This is a genomic window from Planctomycetaceae bacterium, assembly GCA_039680605.1.
Taxonomy (GTDB): Bacteria; Planctomycetota; Phycisphaerae; order SM23-33; family SM23-33; genus JAJFUU01.
Genome location: JBDKTA010000050.1, coordinates 109,911 through 125,526, shown reverse-complemented (window position 1 = coordinate 125,526; position 15,616 = coordinate 109,911). Strand labels below are relative to the sequence as shown.

Annotated in this window: 13 protein-coding genes; 9 read left to right on the top strand and 4 right to left on the bottom strand. The window is 63.7% G+C overall.

What is annotated here, in order from left to right; translation table 11 throughout:
• The first annotated feature begins 150 nt into the window (after positions 1-150).
• Positions 151-1,332, top strand: coding sequence for a PQQ-binding-like beta-propeller repeat protein (locus ABFD92_16160; GenBank protein ID MEN6506074.1), 1,182 nt, complete (start codon positions 151-153; stop codon positions 1,330-1,332).
• A gap of 2 nt (positions 1,333-1,334) precedes the next feature.
• Here the strand turns inward: ABFD92_16160 and ABFD92_16155 are convergent, their stop codons facing one another.
• Positions 1,335-2,723: a trimethylamine methyltransferase family protein gene (locus tag ABFD92_16155; GenBank protein ID MEN6506073.1), complete on the bottom strand. Its 1,389-nt coding sequence runs from the start codon at positions 2,721-2,723 to the stop codon at positions 1,335-1,337.
• A 69-nt stretch (positions 2,724-2,792) separates the two neighbouring features.
• Here ABFD92_16155 and ABFD92_16150 point away from each other — a divergent pair, with 69 nt between their 5' ends.
• From ABFD92_16150 to ABFD92_16135, 4 genes are read left to right on the top strand one after another with little or no spacing between them, the layout of a single operon-like run.
• Positions 2,793-3,083 (top strand): nucleotidyltransferase family protein, encoded by a 291-nt coding sequence (locus tag ABFD92_16150; GenBank protein ID MEN6506072.1) that lies wholly within the window; start codon positions 2,793-2,795, stop codon positions 3,081-3,083.
• Positions 3,073-3,420, top strand: a complete 348-nt coding sequence (locus ABFD92_16145) for a DUF86 domain-containing protein (GenBank protein ID MEN6506071.1) — start codon at positions 3,073-3,075, stop codon at positions 3,418-3,420. Before ABFD92_16150 ends, ABFD92_16145 begins: the two co-directional genes overlap by 11 nt.
• Complete coding sequence (gene hxlA / locus ABFD92_16140) at positions 3,417-4,733, top strand: 3-hexulose-6-phosphate synthase (protein ID MEN6506070.1); 1,317 nt, start codon at positions 3,417-3,419, stop codon at positions 4,731-4,733. Before ABFD92_16145 ends, hxlA begins: the two co-directional genes overlap by 4 nt.
• Positions 4,717-5,268, top strand: a complete 552-nt coding sequence (locus tag ABFD92_16135; GenBank protein ID MEN6506069.1) for an SIS domain-containing protein — start codon at positions 4,717-4,719, stop codon at positions 5,266-5,268. Before hxlA ends, ABFD92_16135 begins: the two co-directional genes overlap by 17 nt.
• A 132-nt stretch (positions 5,269-5,400) precedes the next feature.
• Here the strand turns inward: ABFD92_16135 and ABFD92_16130 are convergent, their stop codons facing one another.
• Both ABFD92_16130 and ABFD92_16125 read right to left on the bottom strand, forming a co-directional pair.
• Positions 5,401-6,507 carry a hypothetical protein gene (locus ABFD92_16130; GenBank protein MEN6506068.1) on the bottom strand — a complete coding sequence of 369 codons (1,107 nt, stop codon included), beginning with the start codon at positions 6,505-6,507 and terminating at the stop codon, positions 5,401-5,403.
• A 151-nt stretch (positions 6,508-6,658) separates the two neighbouring features.
• Positions 6,659-8,167 (bottom strand): hypothetical protein, encoded by a 1,509-nt coding sequence (locus ABFD92_16125; GenBank protein ID MEN6506067.1) that lies wholly within the window; start codon positions 8,165-8,167, stop codon positions 6,659-6,661.
• A gap of 522 nt (positions 8,168-8,689) precedes the next feature.
• On the opposite strand from ABFD92_16125, the gene ABFD92_16120 reads away from it, so the two are divergent.
• From ABFD92_16120 to ABFD92_16110, 3 genes are all read left to right on the top strand, one after another.
• Positions 8,690-9,547 carry an electron transfer flavoprotein subunit beta/FixA family protein gene (locus ABFD92_16120; GenBank protein MEN6506066.1) on the top strand — a complete coding sequence of 286 codons (858 nt, stop codon included), beginning with the start codon at positions 8,690-8,692 and terminating at the stop codon, positions 9,545-9,547.
• Positions 9,548-9,986: 439 nt separating this feature from the next.
• Entirely contained in the window at positions 9,987-11,039 is a 1,053-nt protein-coding gene (locus ABFD92_16115; GenBank protein MEN6506065.1) for an electron transfer flavoprotein subunit alpha/FixB family protein, read from the top strand.
• Positions 11,040-11,212: 173 nt separating this feature from the next.
• Positions 11,213-12,958: an acyl-CoA dehydrogenase family protein gene (locus ABFD92_16110; GenBank protein ID MEN6506064.1), complete on the top strand. Its 1,746-nt coding sequence runs from the start codon at positions 11,213-11,215 to the stop codon at positions 12,956-12,958.
• Positions 12,959-13,178: 220 nt separating this feature from the next.
• On the opposite strand, the gene ABFD92_16105 is transcribed toward ABFD92_16110, so the two are convergent.
• The gene (locus ABFD92_16105) at positions 13,179-14,045 is read right to left on the bottom strand and encodes a PEP-CTERM sorting domain-containing protein (protein ID MEN6506063.1); all 867 of its coding nucleotides are present in this window, start codon (positions 14,043-14,045) and stop codon (positions 13,179-13,181) included.
• 143 nt (positions 14,046-14,188) lie between these two features.
• On the opposite strand from ABFD92_16105, the gene ABFD92_16100 reads away from it, so the two are divergent.
• A complete protein-coding gene (locus ABFD92_16100) occupies positions 14,189-15,388 on the top strand; it encodes a substrate-binding domain-containing protein (GenBank protein MEN6506062.1) in 1,200 nt (399 codons plus the stop codon).
• Positions 15,389-15,616: the final 228 nt, after the last annotated feature.

Here is a 15,616-nt window from a genome sequence, read left to right as displayed (position 1 = left end):
ACCGTAGTATTTCTGCTCGGCGTCATCCTGGCGACAAGCGCAATTCAAGCTCAATCCTGGCCTCAGTGGCGCGGCCCCGCGCGTAATGGCGTGACCACTGCCCCCTCCGGATGGGACGGCACAAAATGGAACATCCGCAAAAGATGGCAGATGTCGGTGGGTGCTGGTCTGGGCGGATCGCCCATTATCGTCGGTGGCAGAGTCTATGTCATGGGCTGGGGCGGGCAGGGGGATGTCGTGCGGTGCCTGGACGCCAAGAGCGGCAAAACGATCTGGAAACAGGAATACAAGGCCAGACGCGACGGGCGGTTTCAGAAGGGGGAATCCCCCGAAGGACCTACCTGCACGCCCACATTTGATAAGGACACCGGATACCTCTACACGCGGGGCAACGACGGCGACTTGTACTGCTGGGATACTGCCGATAACCAAGCCAGGAAGGTCTGGCATATCAACCTGTACGACGCTTACAAAGTCACGGCCCGGCACAGCAGTGCCAGGCAAGACCCCGGCAGGGACTACGGCTACACGGGGAATGTCCTTATCTACAAAGATTGGGCAATCATGGAGGTTGGCAGCACACGGGAAGGCAATATCATGGCCTTCGACAAGCGCACCGGGCGCAGGGTTTGGGCATCACAGGACAAGAGCCAGGCCGGCCACAGTTGCGGTCCGGTGATGATGGAGATCGAGGGCATTGCCTGCGTCGTCAGCTTCACGCTGGAGGGGCTGCGCGTGATGCGGGCCGACTCCGGGCACGAAGGGCAAAATGTCGCCTTTCTCCAGTGGGCCATGCCATTCAACGTGAACATACCCACGCCTTGCGTTTTGGGTGACACCGTGCTCATAACCGGGACGGCCCAGTACGCTTCGGGCAAGAAGTCCACCTTCCTCAAAATAGCCCCCGGCGGGATCGTCCGCCAGTGGCAAGGTGTGCGCCAGAGCTACGTGTGCAGTCCTGTCGCCCACGACGGCTACGTCTATGACGTTAGCAGAAAGCTTTACTGCATGGACTGGGCCACGGGAGCTCTTAAGTGGGAGGGAGGGTCCATGGGCGGCGAGACCGGATCGGTACTGGTCACCGGCGACAACAAGCTCATCGCCTGGGGCGACCGGCGACTGCTGCTGGTGGAGTCGGCGCGAAACTCGCCCGACAAATACAAGGAACTGGCCGCATTGGAGAATCCTATCGCCAACAGCAGAGGCCACTGCTACTCCCACGTCGCCCTCGGCGAAGGATGCCTGCTCATCAAGGACGGGTCGGGCCAGCTCGCCTGCTATGCCGTCGGCGGCACGGCACCGGCGTCAACGACCTCTCGGGCTGAGAAGTAGGATCATGCTCCAAACTCTTTTCTCGCCTTGGCGATGATCCGGTCAAGCCCTTCGCGGCGAGTGTCGGTCATTTCATAGGTGTACTGGGAGGGCTTGTCCGCGGCGATGGCGGTGGCTTTCTTCAGCAGCGTGGTGTGGTCGCCGGTCCAGCTTCCGCGGGGGCGCTGGTCGGAGACGGCCGCGTTCCAGACGAAGTCACGGAAGTTTTCCAGCGTCATGTCGGCCTGGAGGAACCCGCCGCTGCGGAGGCCTTCCTCGACGACGGCTACCACGTCGCCCTCTCGCGGGCTCACATCGGCACGGACGCCCTCGGCAAAGTGCTTGGCCTCGATGTCGATGATGAGCTGCTGGGGGCTGAAGATCTCGTCCATCCATAGCCCGCCGGCGCCTTCGACGCCCCAGAGACCGAAGACGCGAGCCAGGATGCAGCCGGCAGTCTTCTCGATGGCGGCCTGGGCGTCGGGGGCCTTGGAGCTCACCAGCAGCAGTTCGCCCCAGGGCGTGGGCATGTTGAAGAACTCGCGCACCTTGCGGCGCGTCATCAGCGCCAGCACGTGCTGCGGGCCGCTGAAGGAGACGGTCGAGGCGGCCCAATTGGGCGTGAACAGGCGGATCGAGGGCGGGCCCATCTTCTCAACGCCGCACTCGCGGAAGATCGTGTAGGCTCCGATGTTCTCGGCAAGAGTCTGCGCCCAGGCCATGTGCCAGTCTGAAGGCGCGGTGACGCCCATGATCGGGATGGGATCGACGCACGAGACCTGCACGCCCTTGTCGTGGTACTCCAGCGCCAGGTCGACCGAATCGCCGGCGAACTGCAGCGGCGAGATGATCTCGGTGCCCACAGCAGGGCGGAACCCCATCACCGCGTCCATCTCGATGAAGTACCGCATCATGGCCTCGCTGTGGATGAGCCCGAAGGGACCCGGCTGGCGCAGGTAAAGGCACCGAAGGTAGTGGGCCATGATGAACCGCATTTCCGGCGGCACGTCCTGCGGCACGCCGGCGGTATTGGGTGCAATGGTCCCCTCCTCGGCCAGCGCCAGAACCAGTTTGGTGTGGCGGATCACGTCTGCCGTCGAGTGCAGCTTGATCTGCCCGTCGGCCGGATCGACCCAGTGCGTGTTGAGGTACGAGTTGAACAGGCTCAGCTTGTCGACGGGTTTGACAACGAGCTCCTCGGGCTTGGAGCCAAATCGCGTCCGCACCTCGTCGGCGTAATGCTGGGCTGTCTGCGGCGGAACGCACACGCGGCCGCCGCGCAGCGGCAGCTTGCCCTGCAGCTTCTTGAGGGTGGAAGGATTGGGAACTGAAAAGCCCACCCGGTCCATCAGCCTGACCGCATCGGCCCAGATCCGCTCGACGTTCAATTCGCTGAGATTGATGAAGTCCACCAGTGCTTGCTCCTGCTTGGGTTAGTGACACACGCCTGCAGCGGCCGTATAATAAGCCAAAGGTGCAATATGAAGAAAGAACAGGTTATCAAAATCCTGCACGACAACCGCAACCGCATGGACGAGTTCCACGTCAAGTCGCTGTCGATCTTCGGTTCGGTCGCGCGCGACGAGGCCACGGATTTCAGCGATGTAGATATTCTGGTGGAGTTCTCCGAGCCGGTGGGGTTGTTTACATTTTGTGGCCTGAAGCTCTTTCTGGAAGGCATACTGGGGACAAAGGTCGACTTGGCAACATGCGATGCGCTGCGAAAAGAGATGCGAGAACAAATTCTCAAGGAGGCCGTACGTGCCGCCTAGAGATTGGAAATTCCGCGTCAGAGATATCATAGATGCCGTGCATGCCATTGAAGAGTACACTCGCAATATGACTTTTGAAGCGTTTTGCGCTGACCGCAAGACGGTGGATGCAGTCGCCAGAAACTTTACGATCATTGGAGAGGCGGCTCGGGCCATGCCCAAGCAAATCGTGGCGAACCATCCCGAAATCCCCTGGGGCCTCATGAACGCAACAAGAAACGTACTGGTTCATGTCTATTTTGGCGTGTCCGAGACCATCGTATGGCGCACAATTCAGCATGATCTTCCACTCCTTCTGGCCCCTCTTCAAAAGCTCCTGGATGACGAGCAGCAATGAGCAAAGCCAAACTTCAAGTGGCGTTGGATTTTCTGGAACTGCCTCGGGCGCTGGCGGTGGCTAAGGCGGCCGCCGATGGCGGGGCGGATTACTTCGAGGCCGGCACGCCGCTGATCAAGTCCGAAGGGCTCGACGCGGTGCGTAAGCTTCGCCAGCTCCTGCCCGGCAAAACGATCATCGCCGACACCAAGACCATGGACGCCGGGCGCATCGAGGCCGAGGCGGCAGCCAAGGCCGGCGCGCAGGTCATGACCGTGTGCGCCGCGGCCAGCGAAAGCACCATCCGCGAGTGCGTCGAGGCGGGCAAGCACTACGGCATCGCCGTGGCGGTAGACCTGATGGGCATCCCTGATCCGGCGGCCGCCGCGGCTCGCATGAGCGAGATGGGCGTCGACTGGGTGGACGTACACTGCCCCATCGACCAGCAGATGCAGGGGCGCGATCCGATGGAGCTGCTCAAGGCCGTGCGAGCGGCCACGAATCTCACCGTGGCGGTGGCCGGCGGCATCAATTCCGAAACCGCCACGGCGGCGGTGGCGGCCGGCGCCGATGTCATCATCGTCGGCGGGGCCATCACCAAGGCCGACGACCCGCGGGCGGCCACGGCGGCCATCCGCAAAGCGATGGAATCAGGCCAAGCGGTGGCGAGTGAGCACTTCAAGCGGGCCTCGGGCTCGGGCCTGCGCGAGCTGCTGGCGAAGGTGCGCACCAGCAATATCTCCGACGGCGCCCATCGCCTGGCGTGCCTGCCGGGCCTGAAGCAACTCGTCCCGGGCACCTTCGCCTGCGGGCCTGCCGTCACCGTGCGGACCCTGCCGGGCGACTGGGCCAAGCCCGTCGAGGCCATCGACGCCGCCGGGCCGGGCGACGTGATCGTGATCGACGCCTGCGGGCTGGCCCCGGCGGTCTGGGGCGAACTGGCCACCGAGAGCGCCAGGAACAAACAGATCGCCGGACTGGTGGTGCATGGGGCCGTTCGCGACACGGCTGACATCCGCCGCCTGGGCCTGCCCGTCTGGTCGACGCTGACATGCAGCCACGCCGGCGATCCGCACGGTCTGGGCGAGATCAACGCCCCCATCGCCATCGGCGGACAGGCGATCTTTCCCGGCGACTGGATCGTCGCCGACGACGACGGCGTGATGGTGCTGCCGCGCACCCGAGCAGTCGAAATGGCCAACCGCGCCGCCGACGTGCTCGAGGCCGAGAACCGCATCCGCCGCGAGATCCGCGACAGCGGCAGCACGCTGGCGGCCGTGGTGAACCTCAAGCGGTGGGAAAAGAAAGGCCCCGGCGATGCCATCGTGGGATAGCGACAAGGTCAAGACCGCCGGTCGCGAGCTGCTGACGCTGATCGACCGGGCGATGGAGCAGGCCGACTGGGCGGGCCTGCTGGTGCTGGCCAACATGCTCCCGACGGTCGGGCGCACGTTCGTGACCGGCGCGGGGCGCAGCGGGCTGGTGGCCCGCAGCTTCGGCATGCGGCTGATGCACGCGGGCCTGACGGCGTACGTGCCCGGCGAGACGATCACCCCCGCCGCGGCAGAGGGCGACCTGCTGGTGGCGATCAGTTGCACCGGCCAGACGGGCTACACGCAGTACATGGCCGACCGCGCGCGAAAGCTTGGGTCCAAAGTCGTGGTGCTCTCGGCCGAGGCGAGCAGCCCGCTGGCCGACACCGCCGACAAGGTCGTCATCATCCCCGCCGAGGCCGACGACATCGTCACCCGCGCGTGCGTCTTCGAGCACGCCGCCGGGTTGTGCCTCGACGCCGTGTTCGACATCCTTTCCGATCGCCTCAAGCTGGACATCGACCGATACCGCCAGCGTCACGCGAACCTGGAGTGATTGGCGGCGGGGCTTGCCCGCGCGATTGTTTCACGATCAGGAAAACTGCGTCGAGCAAGCTCGACCGCTTATGAAAACGCAAGCACGATCCCTTGGGACCGTGCTTGCGCTGAATGCAGACCGTGATTGATTCTATTTCTGTTCCACCGCTTGATCGATCGTCGGTTGGAAGTTGCGGCGGGTCTTGCCATCGGCGGACAGGGCCATGAGCTGGAAGTTCTTGGCTTCGGTGCCGTAGACGGCCCGCAGGCCGACGTAGAGCACCGTGTCGTTGTTGAGCCATCCGGGATAGATTTCACTGGACCCCGCCGACTTGGCGGCGTCGGTGGCGATGGTCTTGAACTCCTTCATATCCCCCGAAGCAATCGACAGTTCGGTCGTGCCCTCGCCGCCTTCGGTGGCCGCCAGCACCTTGTCGCCCTTGGGCGAATACACCCCCAGCAGCGCCTTTTGCTTGAGCAAGCGCACCTGGCCGCTGCGCAGGTCGATCTCAAACAGCGAGGGTTTCTCGTCCGACTTGGCGGGAACCGCCTGGGCGGTCGGCAACACCTTCAGGGCTGTCAACAGCACCTTGTTGCCGTCGGGCGAAACGTCCATGTAGATCTTGTCGCCAGCGAGAACCGAGGCGGCGTCGGTAGTCTTTCCGTCGGCCACGGCCACGATCACAAGCTTGCCGACATACTGGTCGCCGTCTTTCTCGCGCGAGGTGACGTGAACGGCCAGAATGCCCTTGCCGTCGGTCGTCCAGCGGTGAACGGCCGCCACGTCCGACAGCAGCGGCTTCTTGGCGCCATCGGCGGTCGAGACCACCAGCAGCTCGGGCATTTTCTTGGCCAGGGTCTTGCTCTCGGTATCCGAGGCCCGGGCGAGGCTGACTTTGGCGCCGTCAGGGCTGACTCGCGCGTACAGCAGGTTAGACGCCGTCATCAACGCCTTGAGCGCACTGGCGTCCGGCCCCATGCGGCGCAGCGTGTAATTGGTATCGCCCATGTCGCCTTTGCCCTGGCTCAGCGCCAGGACGCTACTGGCATCGGGGGTAAAGGCCGCCCAGACCGGCTTTTCGCCCTTGGGCGAGTAGATGAGTTTGGCCTCGGCCGCGTCGGCAGTCTTGAGCAGGTAGAACCCCTCCTGGCGCGGGATGAGAACCTGCCCGTCCTTGGAGACGCTCAACTCGACAGGGAAGCAGCCAATCAAGAACACTGTGCTGACCAGAAGCAGGATCGAAAAACAGTTCTTCATCGCCGAACCCTTTCCCATTGAAATGGCCGCGCCGTCTGGCGCCGCCGATTGATCGTCATGGTAGTCTCGCCCGCGGCGGTCATGCACGAAAAAAACCGGAAGCACGGCCCCCCAGTGCCGTGCTTCCTTGAATCGGTGCTGGTTGAATCCGTCACTGTTCCATTTTTTCCAGCCGTTCCAGGTCACGGCGGAGCTGCTTGAGCTCCTGCTCGAGCTTCTGGCGGTCCGGTTGGTCGGGTTTGGTCTGGCCACGAGGCTGTGCCGAAGGCGCCGGCGGCTTGGATCTTTCCGGATGGGCGGCAGGCGGCTGGGCGGCGCCGGCTCGCAGGTCCTGAAAGATCCTGCGGGCCATGTCCGGGTTGTCCTTGAGCCACTGCTGGATATGCCGCGCCTGCTGGGCCTTGGCATCGTCGCCGGCCTGAGGCGCATCCGACTCGTGCCGGCCATGGTGGGATATCCAGGGATCGCGGCCGCGCTCCATGTCCCGCTGGCCGCGGCTTTGGCGGTCCATCTCGCCGCGAGGTAATTCACGGCGCTGGCTCTGGTATTCCGCCGTGCGCTTGGCGAGATAATCGAGCCCTTCCTTGATGTGCTCGCGGATGCGCTGGCGCATCTGCTCGCGGTCGAGGCCGTCATGGGCATGCATGCGGCCTCGCATCATCATCTGTCCATGCATCGGGCCGGGCATCATTCTGCCTTGGGGCGAGGGACCTTTGCCGTCCTTCATCTTCGGGCAGTTTTCGCTCGGGCATGCCGGTCGCTTCTCCGCGGCGGGCGAGGCGGGCTTGTCCATCTGCCCGCGTCCCATCATTCCTCCGCCCATCATCGGGCCGTGCTGCATCATCTGACCGTGCTGCATCATGCCCATCATCCCCATGGCCGGCTTGGGTTGGGGCTTGGGCTCAGCAGGAATCTTCGTCGCCTGGGCAAGCCGGTCGGCCGCCTTTTCGGCGTTGCCGTTCTTCTCATCGAGTTCCGCCAGGGCAAAAAGCGCCGCCCGACGCACGGACAGGCTGACGGCTTCTTTGGAAATCTTTTCCAGTGCCGCCTGGGTCATCGTGGTCGACTGCGTTCTGGCCGTTATGGCCTTGATCCTGGCGATGGCCAGGAAGCCGGACTTGACCGGGTCGCCCATGACATCTTCGAAGCTGGCGTGAGGCCGGGCGGGCGGCGCCTGGCGGGCAACGGCAGGCTTCTTGGCCTCGGGCTTCTTGGCCTCGGGCTTCTGGGCTTCGGGCTTCTTCGTCTCAGGCTTCTTGGCCACTGGCTTTTTGGCCTCAGGCTTCTTCGCCTCGGGTTTCTTGGCCTGGGGCTTTTTCACTTCTGGCTTCTTGGCCTCGGGCTTTTTGGCCGTCTCGGGCTTGGCGGGCGTCTTGGCGGCGGTTTTCCTGGAGGCCTGGGCCTGGGCTTTGGCTTGGGCCTTGGCCAGTTGTTCAGCCCGCTGCTTTTCGGCGTAGGCCTTGCGGGTGAGGACTTCGGCCTTGCGGCGGGCGTCTTCATATTTCTTCAGGGCGGCCTGGACGTCCTGCTGTGCGGCCTGGGCTTCCTTTACGGAGGCCTGGGCCTGCTTCTGGGCCTGGGCGGCCTGGTCGTCGGCGGCCGATGCCGTCGACGCCAATGCCAGGCACGCTGCCAATAAGGGTGCGATAAGGCGGATCATCACGTATCTCCTTTATGTCCTGCAAGAGCGGGCGACGTGTCGGCCACACACCGCCATCGCCGCTCTGGTGAATACTAGCCGGATACCTGTTAAACTCTGCGGATGTTGCGGTATTGCGGAAATGACATTATTTTGTATCGGGATTGAGGTGTAGCCGTCCCCGGGTGCCAGGCACAACTCCGTTGTGCGTGTCCCTGACTGTGACGTTCCGGGGAGCATGGGCGAGACGCCCATGCCACACCGGGAGCATGGGCGAGACGCCCATGCCACACAACCGCGACATCCATGCCCCGCCTTCACGCCTTATTTTTGGCGCTTGACTTGCCCCGAAGCGCCCCGTAATATCTTGCCCCCGTACGTTCTGAACGATCGGCCCGCCCCGGCGGGCCACTTGGCTATGCGGCGGCCTGCGGTTCACGCCTGCGTGCCGCAGCCCACAAGACAGGAGTCGATGACGTGGGATACAACTGTGTCGTTTGCGTAAAACAGGTGCCCGACACCAAACGGATCACCGGCGAGGCGATGAAGGAAGACGGAACCGTCAACCGCGCCGCCCTTCCGGCGATCTTCAACCCCGAAGATCTCAACGCCCTGGAAGAGGCGCTGAAGATCCGCGACGCCCACGGCGGAACCGTCACGGTCGTCACCATGGGCCTGCCCACCGCCTGCGACGTGCTGCGCGAAGCCCTCTATCGCGGCGCCGACCGCGCCATCCTTATTACAGACCGGCGCGCCGCCGCCTCCGACACTCTGGCCACCAGCTACATCCTTTCACGCCTGATGGCCAAGCTCAAACCCGACATCGTCCTGTGCGGCCGCCAGGCCATCGACGGCGACACCGCCCAGGTCGGTCCGCAGTTGGCCGAGAAAATGGGCCTGCCGCTGATCAGCTACCTCGAAGAGACCGTGCAGATCACCGACGGAAAGATCACCGTGCGGCGCAACGTCGGCAACGGATGGGAAGTCGTCCGTGCCAAGCTGCCGGTGCTGGTGACGGTGATGGACACCGCCAATGAGCCCCGCCCCCGCGCGACCAAGAGAATCATGAAGTTCAAACGCGCCATGGCCAAGTCCGAGGTCGAAAAGAAAGCTGAAAACCTTCTGCCCGGCGATTACGAAGATTACACCGAAGAACTTAAGGCCACCGAGGTCGAGAAATACTGCGCCAAGCTCAAGGACAAGCGCCTGCTGATCGAGCAGATGAGCCTCGACCAGATCGAAGCGGACCTGGCCTGGTGCGGCCGCGATGGCAGCCCGACCAAGGTGCATCGCATCCAGTCGGTCGTCCTCACCGGCGGCGAGTACCATGAGTTCAAGCCCACCGACGAAGACGTCGTTCGGCTGGTGCATGAGCTGATTGAGGAACACACGCTGGGATAGCCGGCGGCGGATGTATGGATGATTGGGTGGGTGGCATGGCGACACGCGTTTTTGTTTCTTGCGGGTCGCCATGGGGGAGAGGAAGACTGGAATATTGGAATACTGGAAGATTCTGCGGCCTGGATATGAAAGAAGCTTTTGACAAGACGGGATGCTTTGAGCCACGGCGGGAGTTGTTCGCGCCCGCTAGCGGCGGATTCTTCGGCCCGAAGGGCCGACAGAACTTAGCCGGGGGCGTCAGCCCCCGGTCAGCGGTCTCTCTTGGTCAGAGCCCCGAAGGGGCGACACAATCCCGTGCCGGCCGCACACTCACCGCTAATATCTTTCGCCCCTTCGGGGCTCTGGTTTCTTCTTTGACCTTTTCCGGGGGCTTACGCCTCCGGCTAAATCCTGCCGGCCTCTTCGAGGCCGGATTCACCAACGGAAAACGAGTTTGCCAATGATCGACGTAAACCGAAAAGGCGAAGTCTGGATTTTTGCCGAGCAGGAAGCGGGGCAGTTGTCGGACGTGCCGCTGGAACTGCTGACCAAGGCGCGCGAACTGGCCGACACCCTCAAGGTGCCCGTCGGCGCAATGCTGCTGGGCTCGGGCGTCAAGAGCCTGGCCGAGACGCTCATCGCCCGCGGGGCCGACAAGGTCTACCTCGTCGACGACGCCAAGTTGGCCCGCTACCAGAACGCATCCTACCGCACGGCCATCTGCTCGCTGATCGAGCAGTTCAAGCCGCAGATCTGCCTCTACGGCGCCACGGCGATGGGACGCGATCTGGCCCCCACCGTCGCCAGCGCCATGAAGTGCGGGCTGACGGCCGACTGCACCGACCTGCAGATCGGCGACCACAAGCCCGCCGGCAGCGAGGTCAACCATGAGAACCTGCTGCTGCAGATTCGCCCGGCTTTCGGCGGCAACATCATCGCCACGATCGTCAACTACGACCGCTGGCCTCAGATGGCCACCGTGCGCGAAGGCGTCATGCCCATGAGCGAGGCCAAACCCTCCCGCAAGGGGCAGGTTGTCGCCTGCAAGGGCGGCCTGGACGCCCTGGTGCTGCCGCTGGAAGTTCTCGAGAGCGAGCGTCGCGAGAAGAAGGTCAACCTCAAGGCCTCCCGCATCATCGTCGCCGGCGGCGCCGGCGTCGGCAGCCGCGACAACTTCAAGCTGATCTGGGATCTGGCCCACTGCCTGGGCGCCGCCGTCGGCGGCAGCCGGGCGGCCGTGGACCTGGGCTATGTCGACCACGACCACCAGGTCGGGCAGACCGGCACGACCGTTCGCCCGGCGCTGTACGTGGCGTGCGGCATCAGCGGCGCCGTGCAGCACCGCGCGGGCATGCAGGAAGCGGCCAAGATCCTGGCGATCAACACCGACCGCGAGGCGCCGATTTTTTCCATCGCCCACTACGGCATCGTCGGCGACATGAACATCGTGATCCCCAAGATGATCAAGGCCATCCGCGGCGGCGCCTCGATCGAGCAGGCGGCCAAGGCGTAACAACAAAAACTTGGCCACAAAGATCACAAAGAACACGAAGTAAAAGAAAAACAGAAAGCGAAGATCGGCCACAGAGATCACAGAGAACACGAAGTGATAAGACAGAAACAACTCCTTTGTGTTCCTTGTGACCTTTGTGGCAAAGTTTCTGAGGCTAAAAGGAAGAAGCTCTAATGGCGAATTTCTACACCGATAACGAAGACATCAGCTTTCTCTTTGACCACATGAACGTGGCGCGCCTGGCGGGCATCGTGGAAGAAGACTTCCGCTTTGCCAAGGAGTGCGACTTTGCCCCCGCCGACGCCAAAGAGGCTGTCGACAACTACCGCCAGATCCTCGCCAGCCTCGGCGAGATCGCCGGCGACCGCATCGCCCCGACGGCCGAGGAGACCGACAAGGTCGGCAACGTCCTCAACGCCGACGGTTCGGTGACCTATGCCCCCGGGATCGCCCTGGCGATCAAGCTGCTGGGCCAGGCCGACCTGATGGGCTTCACCCTGCCCTACCGCTTCGGCGGAATCAACTGCCCGCAGCTCGTCTACACGATGAGCAACGAGATGATCAGCCGCGCCGATGCGTCGCTGATGAACATCTACGGCCTGCAGGGCATCGCCGAGACGATCAACGCTTTTGCCAGCGAAGAGATCAAGCAGCAGTACCTGCCCCCCATGGCCAGCGGCAAGTGGACCGGCGCGATGGTGCTCACCGAGCCTGACGCCGGCTCTGACCTGCAGTCGGTCAAGGTGCAGGCGTACCAGGACGACAAGGGCAACTGGTTCGTCCGCGGCGTGAAACGCTTCATCACCAACGGCTGCGGCGAGGTGCTGCTGGTGCTGGCGCGGTCCGAGCCGGAGATCACCGACGGGCGCGGCCTGAGCGTGATCCTGGTCGAGCGCGGTCCCAAGGTCAAGATTCGCCGCCTGGAGAACAAACTGGGCATCCACGGCAGCCCGACGTGCGAAATCTTCTTCGACAACGCCCCCGGCCTGCTCGTCGGCGAGCGCCAGCGCGGGCTGATCACCTACGTCATGAGCCTGATGAACGGCGCCCGAATCGGCATCGCCGCCCAGGCCCTGGGCATCGGCGAGGCCGCCTACCGCGTCGCCCGCGATTACGCCCACAGCCGCCGGCAGTTCGACACCGAGATCGAGAACTTCCCGGCCGTCCGCGAACTGCTGATCGACATGAACGTCGACGTGCAGGCCGCCCGCGCGTTGACGTACTACGCGACGTTCTGCGTCGACCTCGAGACCGGCGCCCTCAAGCAGCTCGAGTTCGGCAACGTGACCGACAAGGACCAGGCCAAGGCCCTCAAGCAGACCTCCCGCACGTACAAGCGGCTCAACGGCATGCTCACGCCGATGGCCAAGTACTACGCCTCCGAGATGTCGATGCGCGTCAGCAACGGCTCGATGGCCGTGCTCGGCGGCAGCGGCTACATGAAGGACTACCCCGTCGAGCGGTACCTGCGCGACAGCCGCATCACGACGATCTACGAAGGCACCAGCCAGCTCCAGGTCGTCGCGGCCGTCCGCGGCGTCAGCAGCGGCGGCGTCGATGGCGTGATGAACGAGGTGCTCCTCAACCGCGATTGGCCCGCCGATCTCCAGCCCACCGTCGACAAGGTCAAGGAAGGCTACGCCCTGCTTACCGAGGCCATGGCCTTCGCCAAGGAAAAGGGCATGGAATACACCGACCTGTACGGCCGCAAGATCGTCGACATGGCCATCGCCACGATCGTGGGCGCCCTGTTCTGCGACCAGGCCACCGGCAAGGAATCGAAGAAGGCGGTCGCGGCCCGCTGGATGGCCGTCAAGCTGCCCGAGATGCGCATGAACAAGGAACTCGTCTGCAGCGGCGACCGCAGCGCCATCACCGACTTCGCCACCCTGGCCGGACCGGTGCCGGTTCTGGAGTAGCACGGGCGTCTCGCACGTGAGGAGTATGGGCGTCCCGCCCATGCTCCTCGAACTTCAACAATCAACGATACTCACAAGAGAGCGCAGAAGGTTGGGGCCCGTCCTTGCCGCCTGTGCCGAAGCGCAATAAGGCGGCCGGCCCCTTGGGACCGGCCGCCATGACACTTGGAGGGCAACCACGGCAAGGCGCCCTTCAAGCGCGGTGTTTCTGGAAATCTTCTTACGTCTTCTTGCGGCGGATCAAGCCCGCCACAGCGCCGATGACCAGCAGGCTCATCGTTGCCGGCTCAGGGATGGTCATGTTCGTTTCGGCGAGGATCTGGTCATTGGCAGCCGACGCGTCGAAGGTGAAGATCCGGAACTCGTCGAGGTATCCGGTCCACGTGGCGCCGTCGCTGCCGCCCAGCATGAACATGCTCTGCGGGGTGCTGGTCTGGCCAAGGCTGTTGTCGGAGTAAGCCAGCACGCCGTCATAGTAGACGTAGAACTTATCGCCGGCGAAGCTGCTGTCGCGCTGCACGAGCACCACGCTGTGCCACTGCTCGTCGGCGATCGCGCTGGCGGACCATTGCGGCGTCCCATTGTCGCCTTCGCGGAACAATGTGGAACCGTTGCCGCTGACCTGCAGGGCCGACCACTGACCGCCAATGGGGCCGCGGCCGTTCTGGTAGATACGGCCGTCGTTGGCAAAAGAGGCGCCGACCGACTTGACGTAAACTTCCATGCCCCAGTTCCCGCCGCTCATCGCCTGGATGCTGGGATTCGTGCCGGTGTCCCAGACCCCGCCGATGTTGTTGGCCCAACCGCCCCATCCGTTCAGCAGGACCGACGTCGTGCTGCCGGAACCGGCCTTGACGTCATCGGAATAGACGGCCGTGCCGCCACTGCCGCCAAGGTACGTATATAGCGTGTCCTGGAATGTCGTTCCATCCGTGTTGGCGAGTTGCGGAGCAGAGGCGTCGCCGCCGACAACAGCGCCTTGGTCTTCGCCCAGCCGGTAGTACGCGTAATTCGAGGTCACGGTCGCCTGCGCTGCTGACGCCAGGCACAACACCAGTCCGAGGGCTACAACTGTCTTCGCGATCATCATCAATCTCCTTTAAATTGTTCCCCCGCCCATCAGGCGGGGGCCAACGCCGCTGAGTTAATTTGCTCGATGATCCTAATGAATCCTTGACGAAAACGGTACCCGCGTTTTTAATAGATATACCGTGTTTTCCAGATAGTCCCATGGCGCAATCCAAACATCCCAACCCGCCGGGCGTATTGCTGCTGAGCCTGCACGAAGCCAGCCGGGCCGGCGCGCTGGAATACGCCCGAAAAGGCGGATGGCTGCCCATTCTCTGCGGGATGGCCAACGATCCGCCCGAGGCCCTGGCAGACAATTGGGACGTCCAGGCTATCTTGTGCGGCTACCTTCCCGCCGGACCCGACTCAGCGTATCTGCCCCTCTGGCGGCAGACAACCGTGCCGACGGTAATGCTCTCAGCGGAGCATACAGCCGTTACGGATATACCGGCCGTCGAGTCAGACCATGCAGCCGTGGCCGCGACGGCAGCGGAGCACTTCCTGCAGCGCGGATTTGAGCATCTGGCGTATTGTCTCATGGCGCCGGACCCCTTCCTGCTGGAGCACGCCCATGGGTTCCGCCGTAGCGTCGAGCGCGCCGGGCAGACCTTCCATTGCCTAGACTGGGTGGCCACCGGCCAGGGGCGATACGCCTACCCCGCACGATTTCGCCTGTGGCTGGCAGAGGAGTTGGCGGCCTTGCCCACGCCGCTGGCGCTGCTGGTAGACAGCCCCTGGACCGCCCTGGAAGCCATCGAGGCCTGCCGCGCCTGCGGACTGCTGGTGCCCGAGCAGATAGCCGTCATCGCCGTAGACGAAGACCCGATTCTGTGCGAGAACGCCCCGCTGCCCATCAGCACCATCGACACTAACCGCCGCGCCCAGGGATACGCCGCCGCGGAACTGCTGGATCGCCTGATCCGCGCGGGCCGGCGCTGGCGAAAGCTCGCCCCGCGCAAACCGATCCGCATTCCACCGGGTGAGTTGATCGTACGCCAGAGCAGCGATATCGTCGCCGTACCGCACGTCGAGGTCGCCAAGGCCATCCGGTTCATCTGGGGCAATTACGCCAACCCGCGCTTGGGCGTCGACGACGTCGTTGCCGCCACCACGCTGTCGCGCCCGGGGCTGTACCTGGCTTTTCACCGGCACCTGGGACGCTCGGTCGTCGAGGAGATCCGCCGCGTAAGGCTCGACCGCGCGATGAACCTGCTGGCGGCCACGACCTTGACCGTCAAGGACATCGCCGCCACGAGCGGCTATCGCGACGAGGAGCACCTGCGGGCGACCCTTCGCCGCGCCACGCGCCTGAGCCCCCGCGCCTGGCGGAAACAGCATCGCAAAGAAGACGTCGCGACTTAGTCGGCAACTTCGGACAAAGTTGGGCCACAGACCTGCCTGCCGGCAGGCAGGGGCACAGAGAAAAACGAGAAGATCTGTATAAAAGAAACCAGATGCCGCCACCTTTGACTCTTGTCCCAATCCTCTTAATCCTCTCAATCCCGTCAATCCCGCACTCCCCGTTCCCGAACGCCCATGGCGACCCGCTGCGCGTGTCGCCGTGCCACCCGCCACCCGCGACTTCTTGGG